This is a genomic window from Paenibacillus sp. FSL L8-0638, from assembly GCF_038593075.1.
GTDB classification, from domain to species: domain Bacteria; phylum Bacillota; class Bacilli; order Paenibacillales; family Paenibacillaceae; genus Paenibacillus; species Paenibacillus polymyxa_D.
The window spans coordinates 2,260,254-2,278,845 of record NZ_CP151960.1 but is presented as its reverse complement, the minus strand read 5'-3'; the positions used below and the strand labels follow the sequence as shown (position 1 = coordinate 2,278,845).

16 protein-coding genes are annotated in these 18,592 nt (G+C 39.4%); 3 read left to right on the top strand and 13 right to left on the bottom strand.

The window, feature by feature from the left end; translation table 11 throughout:
- Positions 1 to 289: 289 nt before the first annotated feature.
- Positions 290 to 1,285 carry a tRNA glutamyl-Q(34) synthetase GluQRS gene (gene gluQRS / locus MKY35_RS10450; protein WP_342446301.1) on the top strand — a complete coding sequence of 332 codons (996 nt, stop codon included), beginning with the start codon at positions 290 to 292 and terminating at the stop codon, positions 1,283 to 1,285.
- Between the two features lie 64 nt (positions 1,286 to 1,349).
- On the opposite strand, the gene MKY35_RS10445 is transcribed toward gluQRS, so the two are convergent.
- The 10 genes from MKY35_RS10445 to MKY35_RS10400 all read right to left on the bottom strand — a co-directional run bounded on the left by MKY35_RS10445 (position 1,350) and on the right by MKY35_RS10400 (position 11,320).
- Positions 1,350 to 1,724 (bottom strand): DnaJ family domain-containing protein, encoded by a 375-nt coding sequence (locus tag MKY35_RS10445; protein ID WP_049827672.1) that lies wholly within the window; start codon positions 1,722 to 1,724, stop codon positions 1,350 to 1,352.
- A 115-nt stretch (positions 1,725 to 1,839) separates the two neighbouring features.
- On the bottom strand, positions 1,840 to 2,034 hold the full coding sequence (locus tag MKY35_RS10440; protein ID WP_322252094.1) for an XRE family transcriptional regulator: 195 nt from the start codon (positions 2,032 to 2,034) through the stop codon (positions 1,840 to 1,842).
- Positions 2,035 to 2,146: 112 nt separating this feature from the next.
- Positions 2,147 to 2,314: an aspartyl-phosphate phosphatase Spo0E family protein gene (locus MKY35_RS10435; RefSeq protein ID WP_318627071.1), complete on the bottom strand. Its 168-nt coding sequence runs from the start codon at positions 2,312 to 2,314 to the stop codon at positions 2,147 to 2,149.
- Positions 2,315 to 2,617: 303 nt separating this feature from the next.
- Complete coding sequence (locus MKY35_RS10430) at positions 2,618 to 4,036, bottom strand: helix-turn-helix domain-containing protein (protein ID WP_342446300.1); 1,419 nt, start codon at positions 4,034 to 4,036, stop codon at positions 2,618 to 2,620.
- Between the two features lie 857 nt (positions 4,037 to 4,893).
- Positions 4,894 to 5,760: a protein tolB gene (locus MKY35_RS10425; RefSeq protein ID WP_342446299.1), complete on the bottom strand. Its 867-nt coding sequence runs from the start codon at positions 5,758 to 5,760 to the stop codon at positions 4,894 to 4,896.
- A gap of 55 nt (positions 5,761 to 5,815) precedes the next feature.
- Positions 5,816 to 6,730 carry a copper amine oxidase N-terminal domain-containing protein gene (locus MKY35_RS10420; protein ID WP_342446298.1) on the bottom strand — a complete coding sequence of 305 codons (915 nt, stop codon included), beginning with the start codon at positions 6,728 to 6,730 and terminating at the stop codon, positions 5,816 to 5,818.
- Between the two features lie 86 nt (positions 6,731 to 6,816).
- A complete protein-coding gene (locus MKY35_RS10415) occupies positions 6,817 to 7,707 on the bottom strand; it encodes a copper amine oxidase N-terminal domain-containing protein (RefSeq protein ID WP_342446297.1) in 891 nt (296 codons plus the stop codon).
- Between the two features lie 969 nt (positions 7,708 to 8,676).
- Positions 8,677 to 9,555, bottom strand: coding sequence for a copper amine oxidase N-terminal domain-containing protein (locus MKY35_RS10410; protein ID WP_342446296.1), 879 nt, complete (start codon positions 9,553 to 9,555; stop codon positions 8,677 to 8,679).
- A gap of 122 nt (positions 9,556 to 9,677) precedes the next feature.
- Positions 9,678 to 10,562, bottom strand: a complete 885-nt coding sequence (locus MKY35_RS10405) for a copper amine oxidase N-terminal domain-containing protein (protein WP_342446295.1) — start codon at positions 10,560 to 10,562, stop codon at positions 9,678 to 9,680.
- Between the two features lie 473 nt (positions 10,563 to 11,035).
- Entirely contained in the window at positions 11,036 to 11,320 is a 285-nt protein-coding gene (locus MKY35_RS10400) for a hypothetical protein (protein WP_322252000.1), read from the bottom strand.
- Positions 11,321 to 12,876: 1,556 nt separating this feature from the next.
- On the opposite strand from MKY35_RS10400, the gene MKY35_RS10395 reads away from it, so the two are divergent.
- Entirely contained in the window at positions 12,877 to 13,065 is a 189-nt protein-coding gene (locus tag MKY35_RS10395) for a hypothetical protein (protein WP_342446294.1), read from the top strand.
- A 414-nt stretch (positions 13,066 to 13,479) separates the two neighbouring features.
- Here the strand turns inward: MKY35_RS10395 and MKY35_RS10390 are convergent, their stop codons facing one another.
- Complete coding sequence (locus tag MKY35_RS10390; protein WP_342446293.1) at positions 13,480 to 14,550, bottom strand: hypothetical protein; 1,071 nt, start codon at positions 14,548 to 14,550, stop codon at positions 13,480 to 13,482.
- Positions 14,540 to 15,115, bottom strand: coding sequence for a sigma-70 family RNA polymerase sigma factor (locus MKY35_RS10385; RefSeq protein WP_342446292.1), 576 nt, complete (start codon positions 15,113 to 15,115; stop codon positions 14,540 to 14,542). The genes MKY35_RS10390 and MKY35_RS10385 overlap by 11 nt, the downstream gene beginning before the upstream one ends.
- A 610-nt stretch (positions 15,116 to 15,725) precedes the next feature.
- On the opposite strand from MKY35_RS10385, the gene MKY35_RS10380 reads away from it, so the two are divergent.
- The gene (locus tag MKY35_RS10380) at positions 15,726 to 16,934 is read left to right on the top strand and encodes a helix-turn-helix domain-containing protein (RefSeq protein WP_342446291.1); all 1,209 of its coding nucleotides are present in this window, start codon (positions 15,726 to 15,728) and stop codon (positions 16,932 to 16,934) included.
- Between the two features lie 136 nt (positions 16,935 to 17,070).
- On the opposite strand, the gene MKY35_RS10375 is transcribed toward MKY35_RS10380, so the two are convergent.
- The gene (locus MKY35_RS10375) at positions 17,071 to 17,841 is read right to left on the bottom strand and encodes an SDR family oxidoreductase (protein WP_039273521.1); all 771 of its coding nucleotides are present in this window, start codon (positions 17,839 to 17,841) and stop codon (positions 17,071 to 17,073) included.
- Between the last annotated feature and the right edge of the window lie 751 nt (positions 17,842 to 18,592).

Below are 18,592 nucleotides of genomic sequence, written 5' to 3'. Positions count from 1 at the left end.
GATGCGTAGAATCTAAGTTTTAATTCTTTTATTATTGTGAATTTTTCATTACCTGTAATTATTGAATAGAAAAGGTTAAGCTGCCCTCTGGAACTTCTCCTCGGTCTGTCATACATAATTCTTCTAAATCTATTATACAGATATTTAAATTTCCCGTCTGATCATCGCGGCTATGTATGCTTCGTCTTTAGCTTCTTACCTATCGGGATGCACTCACGGCAAGATCTTTTTATAATATAGTTGATATGGATTGCTGAAGGACGGAACATAGAATCGAGGTCACTTTCGTATGGAATTACAGGCCCAACCCATCAGAGGGCGATTTGCCCCAACACCATCGGGATGGATACACTTAGGAAATGCTCGTACTGCCTTATTATCCTGGCTGCACGTTCGTTCCCTGGGCGGAACCTATATTTTGCGCATAGAAGATATTGATATGACGCGAGCTCGCAGCCAGTTGGCGCAAGGGATAATGGAAGATTTGCGCTGGATCGGTCTGAACTGGGACGAAGGACCCGACGTAGGCGGTTCCTACGGTCCCTACACTCAAAGCCAGCGGCTGGATCGCTTCCAATCTGCATTGGAGAAGCTACAGGAGCATGATTTGCTTTATCCTTGTTTTTGCAGTCGGGCTGACATTCTGGCTGCCGCTCATGCTCCACATGGACTGTCTGGTGAAGGACCCGCATATTCAGGGGCATGTCGTAACCTTAGCTCTCAAGATGCCGTAGCCAAAGCACAGCATAAACTCCCTTCACTTCGCTTTAAAGTACCGCAAAGTCCAGATGCCGTTATTTCGTTTCATGATCAGGTAGCAGGTCATGTGACCTTCGGTGCGGTAGAAGGCGGCGATTTTATCGTCAAACGAGCGGACGGCATGTTTTCCTATCAGCTGGCTGTCGTTGTCGATGATGCGGATATGCATATGACCGACGTACTCCGCGGGTATGATCTTCTCGATTCAACGCCCCGTCAGCTATTGCTGTACCAAGCTTTGGGCTTGCAGCCGCCACGTTTCGCACACGTTCCCCTTGTCCTAGGCCCTGATGGACGAAGGCTGGCCAAACGACATGGTGGCGTAGCACTCCGAGCCATGCGTCGACAAGGGGTCTCACCGGAAGCAGTCATTGGCTGGCTCGCCTATTTTTCAGGGCTGCTGGATTCACCCGAGCCTGTGAAGGCAGTAGATTTAATCGATGACTTTCATTTAGACAAACTGCCCAAAGAATCCGTCATCCTGACGAAGCAATGCCTCACGAGATTATCTGCACTGCAACAGTAATGAGGTAAAGCGTAGAAATTAAATTGTACGGGCAAGGGCCTTCCGCCCTTCGCTCCTCTCGCTTCTATTCCTCCAGTCGCTTACGCATGGCGGACTCATATTCATAAAATACAGACGACGTATTCAGCCCTCTTTCCTCCAGCAGCATACGGAGACGAAGTGATTTTTCAGTCAGCCTGCGACTGATCCGCTCTTGCTCTCCCGCCTCATGACAAGCGTGAAGCAAATCACGTAGCTGGACACATTCCTTTTGCAGCTGAAGCTCTTCCGGTAAAATGCCTGCATTCTTCAACAGCTTGTACGACATCCGCAGCTCCTCTGGAACATGTGACAAATCCTCGATGACCAGTGGCTTGCCCGCTCCCGGTAGATGATCAAACTCACCTTTGGCCATCGCCTCGGCAATCTTCTGCTCTGCCATTCTGGAGAACATTTCCATCCACTCCTTGTATTAAGCATCCTATGTATAATCTATATTAAATAAACCCGGAGTTCTTTGCCACTGTAGCTTACATATCATTAGGATGTCTTGTATTCCTGTAGGAGAGAGCTGGTCATTCTTCGATCCCAAGCAATTGGCATACTTGTTCTCTATACTTTTTTGCCTTGCGTGTTCCATGAATGAGATTGGACAAGCGGCTAGCAGGAATACGATAGGTGTCACAAAAAGTTCTCTGATCCATTTGAATTTCAACTAGCTTTTGTTTGATTTTCCAGCCGAAAGGGGTTACAGGATTTCGTTTGTTCAGCAACGTTATCACCTCTTCTATAGTATAGGATTTAGAATTTTTATCGGGGTTTGGGGTTTGGAGATTGGAGTTCGTCTTCTTCTTTTAAAAGCGCGTCAAGCATACATATTAGCTAAGATTTCATTTTGCAGGTTTGGTATTGATTCAATAGTTTATCCAGTTTTATGGATTGTTCAATCACTTTGGGATGCGTTAAAAATCCGTATTTCTTCTGGACTTGGTACAGTCTTTTTCTGGCCCGTTCGACACGAAGTAAAGTCACACCTGGATTCATCAGCATGATTCCCCCTTCTGTGTAATATCCTAATGCAAAACGTAAATTTTTGGTTTTTTTTAAAATACGCTTAACAAAAAAAGTGCTTCTGGAATATTCCAGAGGCACTTTTTGTCGGTATATGTTTATTTTTAGTTGGTTTCAAGTTGTTCACAGGGTAGTTTCAATCAACAACACCACCCATTAACAAAAAAGTTTAGTGAATGTTAATTCTTATTTTACCTTTAAGCACCTCCAATAGTATCGTTAAGCTGAATAATATGGTGTTGGTTATAATCATGATTAGGTACAGCCACGATAAATAAAAAGCTAGCTGCGACGATCAGAAGAACCATTTTTCTTAACATTGTCTAACCACACCTTTTCAATGAAATTTAAAAACTGCGTCTTTGTTTCATGTGCTGCATTCATTCTGAAATGTAAGAATAATCCCATGCAGTTTATAAAATAAGTTTCATTATTTATTATATGTGACTTTAGCATTGCATACATCAAGTGTTTAAAACCATCGTTATACCTCCCTTGATGCAAATAGTAATAAGCTAACTCGTATCCAAGACGTGCAAACTGTTCTGGTATCACTTGTTGGGTATACATATCAGATGACGGATTGTGTTGGGCAAATAAGTCAATTTTCTTTTTAAACCTTCGAAGTATATGATCTACATCTATACTATACTGGTTTGCCGCCGACATAACATTCAACACTTTTGTAACCATTTCTTTTTCAGAAGCATCTGGCGATGCAGCAATATATTCAACATAATTGTTTAGTACACTTATATCTCCAGATAATAGTTTATAGGTGTAGATATTACCTTCTGCCCAATCTTGAAACTGTTTAATCCAATGCAGAGTATCCTCGTCAGTCTCTTTGACCCAATCTAAATTAGCATAGGCGTATGTATATTCTAATGCCTGCTCATAATCGCCTTTGGCCTCATATACACTGGCACACAGTAAATCAGAATATGTAATGTACACAAACAATGGACGGCTCAGCCTCTTTTCAATTTCCGCAGGCTTTCGTTTTTTCTGCTGATGCTCTAATGTATATTGGATTTCCGCTTTATCTCTCATTTTTCGAGCAGTCACATCAAGCCGATCCCATAAACGCAAAGAACGATACACATTCGCCAAATCTTTTAGCGCATCAAGTTGGTCTATTTCATCCAGGCGTTCCACGAAGGGTTCAAATAGCGTTGCTGCCTTGAGATTACGGCTTTGGTCGTCTCCAACTTGAATCGAGAATATACGATATTGGCAGGTGGCCAAGCGTTCAGAATGCTGATATTTCTCCACTTCTGCGACATTCTCATAGAGAGGCAGCGCAGCAGCATGTCGTCCCTGTTCAAATAATGCTTCTGCAACATCAAATAGCCTAGTCGCATACATCGGATTATCCATGATATGTCCAACCATTCGACGGATTGCATCCAGCTTGTCCAGCTCCGCACAACGATACAATAATGGCTCGATTCGCCTAAAATTCGGAGAAAGGTCAATGATGTAATTTTCTATGTATAGATCGTAAAAATAGCCTTCTGGCAAATCCATAGCCGCAGTAATTCGGTCTAGCTGCTGTACAGAAACAGGACGATGCTGAGTAATCCAATTACTAAGCGTTCTTTGATGAACCCCTGAATATTGGGCAAATTGACTCAACGTCATATCATTTTGTTTTAGATATTCCTCAAACTCCGCTGAAATCGTAGGTGTATGCTTCAAGTCATAACCACCCTTCACATAAAAATTCCATTATTTTAAAAATCACCCTCTATTCTTCTCCATAATTAACCATCTGTCAATATATTATGCAACTAATGTTTATAACGAAAATTCAGCATAACTTACACATATTGAGACATATTGGACGAACGACATCCTGAAATGATTGGATGGTTCCAAGTAAAAGGTTTCACAATGTTGACATGACTATATCATTTCCCTATGTGCATTCTCACCAGTAAATGATATAGAGGTCCCATGCAGAAACTCTGTTGGACCTTTTAATTACATGAAAACCCCCCTGATGTTGGATGCAATCAAGGGATACAAAGGTTCATTTCTCTCGCTTTGATAATGCGAAGTTGATTATTTCTCCAGTCACAATTCCTGTCAAAATTACATACATTCCCATAGCGCTCATCTGATATCCCAAAGCGTAAAATAAGCCTATACCTATTGCGTAGCTCAATAAAATCGCTGCATAACGCCTTAGAAACTTACTCATGAAAATGCTCATAAGCAACTCCCCGGTAAATTTTATACTTCAATCATTGTAAAAGTCTGGTATCAATTATCAACACAAACTGAACAACATAAGATTTTGTTCGGTTTGTACAAGAGCGACGCCGTCTTCCTTGGATCGCTTTAAAACGATCATTTTTTGGTTGAAGAGGTCGCATATAAGCATAACGTAGCAACATTCTCTTTCAGCCCTTTGTTGCCCACAAGCAATCATTAAATATTCAAAAATAAATCTATAATGTTGATAGAGTGCATTAAAGTCGAAAAAAGTGGAGTTTAAAATTATGACTATATAGATGATACGGTTTCAAAAATACTCTCTCTGTATATGTCAATCAAGATTTCGGTGTTAATTGAGATATCTTCTGCTCATCATTCTTAGTTAAAGAACCCTTCTTTAAAATTGATTTTTTTGTTTCTGAGTAAGTATAGAGTACTGCTTGTGGAGAATCGTCACCTTTACTCACAAAGTCAAAACTTTTCCCATCTTTATGCCAAACTATAGATGAAATTAATGTAAAGTCCTTATCGGACACATGCATATAGCTGTTACGCTCAACATTGTATAGTCCGATATAACTTGAACCTAGATCACCGATTCCAAACGCAATCTTTTTTCCATCAGGCGACCAGTTATAGGCATCAATCTTTTCGCTCCCGGCTCCGTCACTATTCATGTCAAACATGTTTACAATAGTTTGAGTCCCATCGGATAAATTAATTAAAATAAGTCTACTCCCCTCGTGATCGCTTACATGAAGAGCTACCTGGTTGCTTTTAGATAAGGAAAGTGAGTTAACTCTCAAAGGTCGTGGGTTGAGCTTAACGAGTTGCTCTCCACGCTTACCTTTTATTTTCATAGAATCCACAACTTCATTGGCTTCGGCGGCTTCTTCCCCTTTAGCGTTAGTTAATTTTGCTGTAAAAGTAACGTCTTTATTTTTCCATACAATCTGTTTCCCCGAAACTACAACCTTAGATTTGTCTTGGTTATTATCATACTGAGAATAATCTAAGGTATTCACCTTTTTAACAGTTGCTCTAGATGTTTCTACAGTTGCTTTTTCGTCTACTTTTTTTACACCTTCCTTTGTGCTGTTTACCCCGGTATTATTCACTTCGGTCTGAGGTAGTTGATGATTTGAGCTTGCCTTACCACTACACCCTGAAATCACTAACATCACTATCGCACCTACAGACATAATCTACACGAATTTCATAGTTTCCTCCTTAAGAGTCGGTTCCCTAAGTTCCCTTTTATAGCTGTTCTTCTTCTGGAATAGAGAAAAACATTTGCTTCGCCTGATCTTCAGTCGCTTCCCCCAGACGAGTTTTTTTGCCAGCTTTATCAATAGTCCCAAACGTGGTGCCACCCGGAACGCTATAATTATAATAAACTACGCCCTTTTGGATCGTTGGCATTTTGCCGCTTTGTTCAACAATTTTGTTGGTGAGGAACGGCAGGTTTGCATTTTTAGCTTCCTGTTGCAGATTCAGCCTTGCAGACCAGAGCAGCTCTACATGCGTGTCAATGATACGATAGTAATTCACAATGTCCATGTGTTGTTCAAAAAATTCACTGGATTGGTTTTTTGGGAAGTAGCGAATATAAGCCATACTATCCCCTTCTTTACCTGACAGTACATTAACTTTGGCAATACGTGGAAGACTGTATGCACCATGACGAGCTATAGAAATATCGCTAGATTGAATTTCTTTCAGCATCTCTTCTGTCGGCTTAGCTACGTAAACTGTACGATCTGGGGCATTCCAGTACACTTGAGAACCGGACGCATCTGCAATGAAACGCAGCGGTACCATAACACGACCATTTTTCATTACAGGAGAGGTAGGCATCGTTACTTTTTTATCACCTACCATGGCTTCTCTTTTACCAGTCAATAATGTTGATTTTGTTCCGTTATTATCTATATTTACCTTTTTAGAAATGTTGTTCCAGTTGATCGTTACACCAGGAATCGGTCTTATCATATTCAATGCTACTAATGTGGAACCATTCTGAACATAGGGGTCTACATCCCCTGGCATGGGTACGTTATTCACTTGCACAATAATGGACTTGGAAGCTGCTCCAGAAGCGCCAGAAACACCGCTAGCAAGCATACTAAAAGATATTGTTGATGCAAGAGCCGCTTTGAAAAATGTATTCATAATTATATTCACCTCAATAGTGTCTTCTTGTCAGCATTTCAAACTAAATTGAGCTTAGTAGTATTAATACATCGATTCAGTATTAGCTAGTGTTTTCTCGTCTCATTAGGAATAGGTTGGATAATATCTGTATAGGATTTCGCCTTTGCAGTGAGATCTTTTTGTTGACCTTTATCATCTTTGTATACAGCTTTGATATTTCCATGCTCATCATTAAACATCAAGATATCAGTCACCCATTGAACGTAATTATAGCTAGGTCTCTTTCCAGCACTTGATGCAATATCTTCCAGACCCCTGGATACAGTAAACTGCCAGACTGCCTTGGCCACTCCATCTTTAACTTCAACTACCGTATTACCAACATTGTTTCCATACATGTATCTGGAAGAATCCCCTCTTGGGAAAATGTAATTGTATTCTTTATTAGCCCCAGGTTTTTCTAAAGAAGAAAGCGATTTGAAAGAAAATTGAACCGGCAGCGATATAGCAGCCTGACGAGCGGTTTGTAAATCTTCTGCCTGTAAGCTCTCTTGGTCCACCTTATAATTACCGTCTTGAATAAATAGAATAGACCGAAGCTTCTCATAGCTTGCCTTATAGCCAAAATTCTCCGACACAAAACGAATAGGAACCAATATCCTTCCCTGAGTTACTTGGACAGGAACATCTACCTGAACCGTTTTGTTATTTTTAAATGCTTCTTTTTTGTTGGCCGTCAACTTAATTTGATCTTTACCTTTTGTGATGAGGGCAGATTGACTTTTACTATCCCATTGATAGGTTACCCCAAGTGAAGCAAGCGTGCGTATAGGGACCAAAACACGCCCGTCCTTAATAATAGGTGAAACATTGGTTGCTATAAACTTTCCATTCACATTCACCGCGCTAACGGATATCGGATTGGCAGCATCAGCAATCGCCCAGGATTGAAACGTAAGCACGAAGAAAAACACAAACACAATAACCTTTTTCAAGATAAATTACCTCCTTTTTCAATAAGTACTCTTACATAAGACGTATGTAATAATTCGAAAGTTTCTAATCTATACCACAAAATTCATATGTTTTGAGATGATGAGCGAAATGTAGCGTTCATGGTGTTTTTTGCCCTCCCTAATCCCTTTTCAAGGTCCTTCGCTCCGTGGGTCTTGCCACCTTAGAGCCAGTAGCAATGAGCCTGCTTCCCTGTCTTATCCTGCCTACTCTCCTGCTCACCGATCTGGAAGCCAGCCGCTTGCTACAGTATCCAGGCTGGTTCAAACCAGCCTTTAGGGTTACAACCGGCCATTAAAAAAGAACGCTCTTGGATTCCTCCAAAAACACCTTTTCTAAACAATGACCTTTTCCGAAATTACTTTCCTTTACGAATTATGCTCATTTTTGTAAACTTGCACGCAAAAACTGTATAATAATTGTATAACTGTAAACTAGGTGAGGGGAGAGAACGATGCTAAAAAATCCTTATTATTTAACTTTTGTTCTTTTGGTATGGCTCATAGCTAGTCTAGTTTTGCGAATTTCATATAATTATCCGAACACTCTTTATAACTGGTTGTTAGCATCATTAATAATCCGTTTAATTGTACGCGCTATTCATGCAACATATCAGAAAAATGGAAAGACCAGTAGGATAACTGATTGGGTTGTAGAATTATTTATGCTTCTCATTTCATTTGGAGTTATCATATCCATATTTTCAACTAAAGACTTTTTATGGTCAGATCAATTAATTTTTCTGCTTGCAGAGCTATATTTACTTATTGGTGTGTGCGTTAATCTTATCAAAATCAGAAAAAAGGGGTGCTCCTAGATTTCTCTAGCCACCTACTAATTGTTTTTTTTAGCCTATCGACTTCCTGAAGCTCGGATCAGAAAACTTAAAAAGAAAGCATAGATAAAGGACGTCCCTTATTGCTCAGAACGTCCAAAATGAAGTGAAAAATCTATTTAATTTGATCTTTCCTTACTTCGCCGGAAATAGGTACAATAATATCTGCTAATCCCGTAGTATTTTTAGGCAAAGCTTGCGTTACTGGCTTCTCGGTCCCCACTTTACCATATGTGACACTATGATCCACACGTTCTTGTAAAAAATAATATTGTGTTTTGTCTTCCGATGGACGCTTTCCTTTTTCTTTCATTTTCTTCCTCGAATCTTCTTCTACACCTTCCCAAACTAGATGTTTAACATCATCCTTAATTTCATAGTAAGTATATAAATTCCCAACAACATAATAATATCTCAATGCTTCTCCTTCAGGAAAGATATACTGATAATAAACACCCTCCTCGGTATTATGAAGCGCATTTTCATCCTTAGAAGGAAGATTTACAGCGATTTTACGTGCCGCCACCAAATCCGTACCTTGATACAGCTTCTTATATGTTTCTACTTGGTCAGCACTCCGGATAATGACAGTATTTTTGTCCGCTTTCCACTCCACCTCTGCTTTAAAGGCTTCGCTGATGAAGCGCAAAGGCACAACAACGCGATTCTTGTTTAATTGAGCAGGCACATCCAAAGTAAGTGTTTTTTCTCCATAAGAAGCTTCTTTTTTGCCGATCGTAAGCACAAGTTTCTCTTTCACCCCAGGAGCATTGACAGTCACCGTCTTCTTGTCCGCGTTCCAGACTAAATTAAGCTTTAGCGGCTTTAAGGAAGCTAAAGAGAGCATAGTCCTTCCTGCAACGGAAACAGGTGGAGCATCTGAATTAGCCTCACTATTGATCACCAATTGAATGGATGGTGCAGCAGAAAGCGGAATAGCACATGTTAAAAGCATACCTAAAGTAAGCATAGATGAAAGAAAGATTTTTTTCATACCCAACTAACCTCCAATAATTTGTAATTCACTAAAAACCCATTGCTGCTTAGAATTTGAATTCATAAGCAAAATAAAGAACATCCCTTGCTAAGGATATCCTTAATAAACTGATTCAGTAACTATTGTTTTCTCGTCTCATTAGGAATAGGTTGGATAACATCTTTATAGGATTCAGCTTTTACAGTGAAATCTTTCTGTTGACCTTTATCATCTTTGTATATAATCTTGAAATTTCCATCTCTATCATTACCCATTGTAATGTCTGTTACCCATCCGACGTAATTATAACTTGGTCTTTGGCCAGCACTGGATACAATATCATCCATACCATTTCCTGAGGTAAATTGCCAAACCGCCTTAGCTACTCCATCTTTAATCTCAACTACCGTATTACCAACATTGTTAAAATACATGTATCTGGACGAATCCCCTCTCGGAAAAGCATAAAAATAGCCTTGATTAGCCCCCGGTTTTTCCAAAGCAGAAATTGATTTGAAGGAAAATTGAATCGGCAACGATATAGCTGCCTCACGCGCTGCTTGTAAATCTTCTGCCTGTAAGTTCTCTTGGTCTACCTTATAATTACCGTCTTGAATAAATAGAATAGACCGAAGCTTCTCATAGCTTGCCTTATAGCCAAAATTCTCCGACACAAAACGAATAGGAACCAATATCCTTCCCTGAGTTACTTGGACAGGAACATCTACCTGAACCGTTTTGTTATTTTTAAATGCTTCTTTTTTGTTGGCCGTCAACTTAATTTGATCTGTGCCCTTTGTGATGAAAGCAGATTGACTTTTACTATCCCAGTGATAGGTTACCCCCAGTGAAGCAAGCGTGCGTATAGGGACCAAAACACGCCCGTCCTTAATAACAGGTGAAACATCGGTTGCTATAAACTTCCCATTCACATTCACCGCGTTAACGGATATCGGATTGGCAGCATCAGCAATCGCCCAGGATTGAAACATAAGTACGAAGAAAAACACAATAACCTTTTTCAAGATAAATTACCTCCTTTTTCAATAAGCACCCTTACATAAGACGTATGTAATAATTCGAAAGTTTCTAATCTATACCACAAAATTCAATGTTTTGAGATGATGATCGAAATGGAGTGTTCATGGTGTTTTTCGCCCTCCCTGGCCCCCCGTTCAAGGCTCTTACGCTCCGTGGGCTGCGTGAAACGAACGACAGGAACGTAGAGTGCCTTGGCCGGGGTACTCTCACCCGGCCTTAGACGCTCTTGTTATCGTCGAGAGTAGCCGGACCAGCGGTGCGTACTGGCTCTTAGGCGGACGCTCTTGCCGCCTTAGAGCCAGTAGCATGAGCCAGCTTCCCCACTCTTGTCCTGCTCGCTCCCTTACTTGCCGATCAGCGAGTCTATTTTTTATAGATGCCCCGGCTGGTTAAAACCAGCATTTAGGGTTTCAACCGGCTCATAAAAAAAGACTCTTCCGGTTTCCCAGAAACGTCCTTAATAATCTTCAACCCACAAAGATGCATATATAAATAATACGTAAGCTAAAAGGAAGAACCCAATCACACTAAAAAGGATAATCCAGATAAAACGTTTTTTTAATGGAGACAGGATTTCCCCGCATCGTCTTAGGATTCTCTGACGGGTAGGCAACAACTCATATTCTAATTTCTTTATAACATGTTCTGCTTCTTCCTCATCTCTAACTAAAAGTTCACTCCATAATTGCTCATAACGTTCTCGGATTTCTTCTTTTTTAGAACTATCCTCTAGAAAAGCCATTTATCTACCTCCATAATAATTCATTTATGTAGAAAAGATTTGGAAAATGTACAGCACCATTTTCCGAAGTTTTCTATTATCCAACCTTACACATTGCCTGCGTAACATAAAGAAAAACACAGGTTCCTTTTTGTTGGATCCGTGTTTTATCGTTTATACAATTAGCTGTGGTCGATGGATAAGGCCCCGCTTATGGTATTAGCACTGTTATATGTAACACCAAAGAAATAATTTTTATTTTTATTTAAATTGTAAATGCGTACAAAAATGCGCTCACCTGTTTTAAAAGTGGAACTGGACACAGCGTTATTACTGCCTAATTCATATGCAGTAATGGTATATCTATAACTGGTTTATTCATATTATCTACAATACCAATTTTATCTGCCGCTTTTTCGTTACTTCCAGTTCCTACTGGCAGAACTTCGACAGAAGGAGTCGCTTGATCTTTAGTTATTTGCTAGCGGCGGATACAGAAGCACCTAAAGCAGCAACCATTGTAAGTGTAGCAAGCATAGTAAACCATGTTTTCTTCATTTGCAATTCCCTCCATCCTTTAATTTTTATTCTATTGATGTATAATCTTTGTATGCAAATAGTTACTAATCTTTTTTTGTAATTTACAACTAATTTTTTATGTTTTTTGGAATATTCATGTTAATTATACAGGTAACTTGATAGTTTTTCCAACGTATTCAATTAATCAATAGCGAATATTCCGGAATTGAGTATATAGTACTTTTTTTTGTTAAATGCGTAATTTAGGAAGTTTCACCTTCCCCATGACAACTTGATTTTTCAACAATTATAATCTCGTATATTTTTTTCAGGGAGGAATTTACATGGGATTTTTGATCTTTGTACCACAGTTTCTAATCCAGGTGTTTACCATAGTCGTCGCTTTAGTGATATACGATAGATTTTTCAAAAGAAGATAATCAATCAGTAACATAGTAGAATACATAATCACGTAAAAAAGAGCGATTTTTATCGCTCTTTAACATTCATTTATATATATTCAGTTAATTTTCCTGTCCGTCGCTCCCTGATCTCATCAGAAAAGTTATGTACCAGCTTCCCTTGGTATATCAGCGTTTTCAACTGATTATGTGATAATGAGGGGATATTTCGCACCCATGTTTCGTTTATCGCGTTTTACTTAACAGTATCAAGCCCCCATACACTTTAGCTGTGACGAAGTTTACTGCCTGGCTAGCAGGGTCCACAGCCCAAAATACATCAAAGTAACCCCCTCTGCTATTATCCGAATAAACAATGGTAGCACCTTTTACAATGCTTACTCCCCAACCTGTACACCCAAAAACGAAAAAATACCGGTAAAAGTTCCTCCGGATATTGCGAATTCTCCCTGTACTTCATTTGGCGTTGCTACTGTACTGCTGATAACAAGCATTAGCATAATGGATGCCATCCAGGCTGATACGAATTCCTCATTTTACCACCCACCTCCTGAAAATAGTATATAATTGTAATAACGATACATAGAATACATATATACCACTTTGGCACACTTTTTTTAGAAGGAGTTTTCAATTTTGAAGAATATCGCAACAATCTTGGTCGTTGGATTTTTTACTGGAATATTGACTATATATATACTTAATGGAAAGGTAGAACTAAATGGTTTATTAGTTTGCTTTTTAAGCGCAGGTATAGTAGCACTAGGCTTCTTGGCTGTACATTTAATAAAAAAGTGCGTAAAAAATAAACACACTCTAAAATGAGTCCGGATCTCATGGACTTATTTTCATTCACACACTACAGCGTTATCGCATATTGTTTTAGCTGGCATATGTATAAAACCCAACATTTTGTGCACATGTCTGCCCCTCCCACGATCGCAAAAACGGCCTTATTCGGCCTTATCCTTCGGCGGCTCATGGACGTTTACTTCTCCAAAAGCTTCAGCACGTTGTCCCAATCACTCGGCAGTCGGATTTTTGCCTATTCTGCCGGCATTTCTTCGTCTTCAAATTGACTCAAAATGAACTTTCCCTTCTGTATCAATGATGACCATAAACAACCAACCCATGCCCTATTTTTTGACTGTAAAGAAGCCATTATTGCATTTCGAATGCAATGTAAGAATATCTAAAAAATAAAATACAGGCGCCATTTCTGGCGCCTGTATTATCTTCCTACCAAGGCGTTTCCGTTTTGTGTTCAATCATTTGCAATACTTTGGGTTCAACAATCCGTTTCAATAGTTCCAGCGTATGATCGTCCACAGTAGCTCCACCATACGGATCGGCTTGGATTTGTTTTTTTGCCTGCGTACTTGCGATTACGTCCATGACTTGTTGTTTGGAAATCTTTTTAGATGCTGCGATCTCGACGACAGATGCCCCCTTTGCCAATTCTTGTTTCAAGTCTGCTGGACTCATGTGAAGTAAAGAAAAGAGCTCTTCATCGTTTAAAAAGGCATCTGCAGTATAGTCAGGCTTGCCGTTAGTCATGAAAAAGCCTTCCACGGATGGAGCAGGGCTGCCTCCGATCAGAGAAACGCTGATCGTATTCCCTTGAACGAATGCCTGATAAAAAGGCGTTGTTGATCCCTTTTCGGTGTAGTTCAATATAAATGTTTTTTGGTCCGGGTTCTGCATCGGCTCCATGTTACATTCGTACTTACTGGAGCTGCCGTACAGTTTGTTAATGAGGTCATCTACTTTCGATTTGATTTCTTGATCGGTTAAGGAGATGACCGGCTTCTCCTGAGGCTCCCAATTCTCTTGGTTCACTTGTTCGATTTCACCCGTGATACCGTTCAAATCAAGTCGGACCTTTTTGCCGTGAGCTCCCTTTTCCTGCAGCACGATGCTTGTTTGAATGGCTTTCCCCTGACTTGTATTCGCGGGGTCTCCTCCAATCTGGCTGGCGTCGATAATTTCAAACGACTTGGTTTCCGGATAAGAGCGATACAACTTTTCAAGCGCTGCTTGGCCAACCGCATCCATCTTGATCTGTTGGGCTGTCATCGGTGTCCTCGTAATCATTTCAATCAGGGGAGGGGCCGCGAATGCCGCGGTTGGAATCATAATTACTGCAGCAACAATGCCGCCGATCAATCGTTTTTTCATCGTTTTTTTGCTCCTTTGCCGTTGTACGTATTGAGAATAGGATTGTTCGATTCGTTTGGAAACAGCCGGGGGACATTCCATGGTCTCTGCCTCTTGGTGCAGGTACTCGCTGATTTGTCTTTCAATAGGCATTGTTTTTATCCATCCTTTCCAATGGGAGATTTCCCAATTGTTTTCGAAGCGACTGCAGACCGGCATGATATCTGGACTTGACTGTACCCAGCGGAATATCGAGTAATGTCGCAATCTCCTCCAGCGTATAATCGTGATAAAAGCGGAGGATGATCACCGTTCGCTGTTTATCGGTCAGCTTGTGCATGGCCCTCGATATCTCGGGGTCTGTCCCATCCGTCCTCAACGTGGGCTGATCCCAATGATACTCTTCCCGAGAAAAGACACGGATGCGTTCGAAAATTCGGAATCTCCTCCAGCTTTTCACCCGGAATCTTTGCACTTGTCGGATGACCAAGCCGTGCAGCCAGAAGTGGAAAGGACGATTCGGATCGTAGTTGGGAAGCGAGGTCCACATTTGCATGTAGATCTCATTCATAATATCTTCGCGATCCTGCGGATGATCCACCAGAAAAGAGACGGTCCGGTAGACATCCTTATAGGTGGCATCATACAACGTATGAAACGCCTGCTGATCTCCTTCTATCATTTTTGTGAGCACGTGGTACATAGATTCACTTTGCATTCAGAGGGCCCTCCTGAGTAAGCAGCTTACACCCTATATTGTCGCTCGATGGAAAAAAGGTTCGGTTTTTTATGTTTTCGGTTGGGAGCCTATGGATTGTGGGAAGGCGAGCAGCGGCATGAAAGCGTGGAAGACATGTTGTTCTTCCGTCAGACTGCACGGTGAGCTCAAAGAATTGGGCCTTTGCAGGAGCTATCTGATCAAACCCAATAAAGATGAGTTCTGAACAATAAAGTTGAGTTCTAACTGAAAAAAATACAATAAAGTTGTGTTCTCAAAATTAAAGAGACCCGACGATAGCTTACATCATAAGAACTCTTTTAGAGCAATAAAGGTAATTGGTAATTAACTCAAAACTCAATATTATTGTATATGCTCGAATGAAAATGATGATTTTGTGAGACCAAGAACTCTACTTTATTGTCCGTAGAGGGTTACAGAAGAAAACACCAATTTTTTTACTCTAGGATCTCCAAAAGAAAAAGTGATCGATGTTATGGGTACTTCCACGTCAATCATAGAAACTCATGGTCTATAGCAATAATGAGGTTATACTATAAATCTTAGTTATTGACTGACAGGTTACTTAATCAATTTAGGAGTGGCAATAATGGTGAAACAAAACTTAGAATATATCTCTCAATTGATCTATGACACATATAATATTCCTCTTTTTATTTTCAAGAATAAAAGTCATCGTATTACTAGAAGTGGAAAACAGCTAAGACATCCTCTTTTTGATTCAATAGAAACATTTATAAACAGGCTCATTCAACCTGGCGATCAACAAAACGTTCCTTTGATTAGAATAACAAACTATCTAGAAACGTTCATTGTATTTCATTCATTTTCCACAGAAACGATAATAATCGGACCTTTCACTTCCTTTGAGGTTAACGAGAACACCGTAAATGGTATTATGCATGATCATCAAATATCCTCTAGTTATCAGCAAGAGTTATGCCATTATTACAGTCAATTAGAGCTGTTAAACCAAAAACAAATTGTATCGCTTTGTTCACTCACGTATTTTTTAATCTACCAAGAGCCTATGGATGAAGAAATAGTGAGATCTCAATTAATGAATTTTGACGAAATTGAACCCACTCATATTGAACAAGCAATACGGCATCTTCGTCTGGAAACGTCTTTTCATTTAGACCATAAAACTGAGCAGAAAATATGGCAATATGTGAAAGAAGGCAAGAAGGAAAAGCTGTTACAGCATTTAGAATCAATTGAAATGGAGGGATTGAGTCAACTTTCGAAAAAAAGCCACCTTCGTAACATTAAAAATCAAATCATCACTTATATTGCACTTGCGACGAGGGCAGCTATTGAAGGCGGTCTTTATCCTGAAATTGCCTATACAATGAGCGATATTAGCATTCAAAAAGTTGAAGAAACGTTTGACCTACAAAAAGTTTTATTAATTGGTGATAACTTATTATTTTCATTAGTTGACCGTATGAATGAAAATAGGGAAAGTGCACATTCTAAGGCTGTGAATACTTGTAAAAACTATATATTCAATCATATATTTGAACAAATTTCGATAAAGGATTTAGCAGACCTCGTCCATTTAAATCCAGTTTATTTATCGCAGCTCTTTAAAAAAGAAACAAACAAACCTATTGGAAAATATATCCAAGAAGAAAAAATAAAAGAGGCACAAAAATTATTGATCCAAACGGACTATTCTGTAGCCGGCATTTGTATGTTGCTTCATTTCAATAACCAAAGCCACTTTTCAAGCCTATTTAAAAAATTTACGGGTGTAACACCAAATCAGTACCGAAAAAATACACTCAATCATTAATTGATTGTTCACGAAAAAAACTGCTAATCCATTGCAGATTAGCAGTTTTTTCTTATTAGATGCGTCTATCTCTCCATTAACCTATACCTATTAATAGCATAGATCGCAATATGCACCATCTATTTCATTTAAGGTATTAAGCGTTAATAATGACACCGCCATCTACATTGATTGTTTGTCCCGTAATGTGTCTAGAGTCTTCACTCGCTAAAAACAGTACGACAGGTGCAATATCCTCGTAAGGCGTGCCAAATCTTCTTATAGCAGTTTGTGAGAAACCTAAATAAAGTGGATCTCGTTGACCTTCAGGCATTTGGTCTAAATATGCTTGAATCGCATCTGTAATGGCACCTGGGTTTACGACATTTACATTAATATTGTCAGGTCCCCATTCACGCGCAGCTACTCTCGAAAGACCACGAATTGCTTCTTTAATCGCTGCATATGCTGCATAGCCTTCTTGTCCTTCATTCCCACTTCCAGAGCCAAAGTTAATGATTTTACCACCATTTTCTTTCAGGTATGGATAGCAAAGTTTCATAAAGTCCCATGTTGTAACAAGACCCGTCTGGTAGCTTCGTTCTAGAGTCTCCCGTGTATGATCTAAGAACGAATGAGGTGGCTCAATCGCCATCGCTAAATTTACTAAAATATCTACAGTTTGATATTGTGCAACCGTATCCGAAATAAATGCTGTTGACTCTTTAAGATCAGTAGCATCAAATGCTTTTGCAAATACATCTGCACCTTTGCTTTTACATAATTCAGTAGTTTCGTTAAGCCCTTCTGCATTGATATCACATAATGCCAGTTTAGCACCTTCTTCTGCAAAACGAAGTGCAATATATTTACCTAATCCGCCACTTGCTCCAGTAATAACAGCAACTTTTCCAACTATTTTGTTCATAATGTCTTCTCCTTCTTTGCTAACAATTGCTTTAGAATCGATGAAGTAGCCTGTTAGTCAACAACAAAGATTTGTAGTACGGTTTCATTTTAAGCAAATTTTTTAGTGTAAAATATGCATTTTTAAAGATTTTTATAAGGATTTATAGGGTGTTTACTTTTTGTTATTTCAAAATATTTAATTTATTTTATCAGGGTTACGTAAGACAATTGAAAGTGCAATTCGTAATGGAAAAGTAAAATCCAGTTTGGAAACAATCAATAATACTCCTGTTTTTAAAATCTTATTTTTGTGCTTAACGATGTAAATGCAATACCTAGAGTCATCCCTTATACCACAATCGGGCGCATTTGTGGAGTAACGCAGGATGAGTACTATTTTTTCTAATGAATAAATCTGAAATTATGGAATTTAGTACACAACTTTATTGTATGTACACACTATCAGCACCAAATATTAAGTTGGCTACGTCTCTTATCACGGACCAGTCGCCGGGAAAATCCAGGAATCTTTTGGATCATCCCGGCGGCTTGCCCGGCTCACATGAACAATTGATTTCATGCGATTATCTTATCCTGCCACTACTACAAGTACAAAAACTTATATTATAAGCATGCTTTTAGGAACGCCGCAATCGTCAATAATTGAACAAATTCAATACACCAACAAAAAGTAGCTCCTGCAGGCAATGCAGGGGCTACTTATCTTCACCTCGCACACATTTGTATACAAACGTATAATTTTGTATATA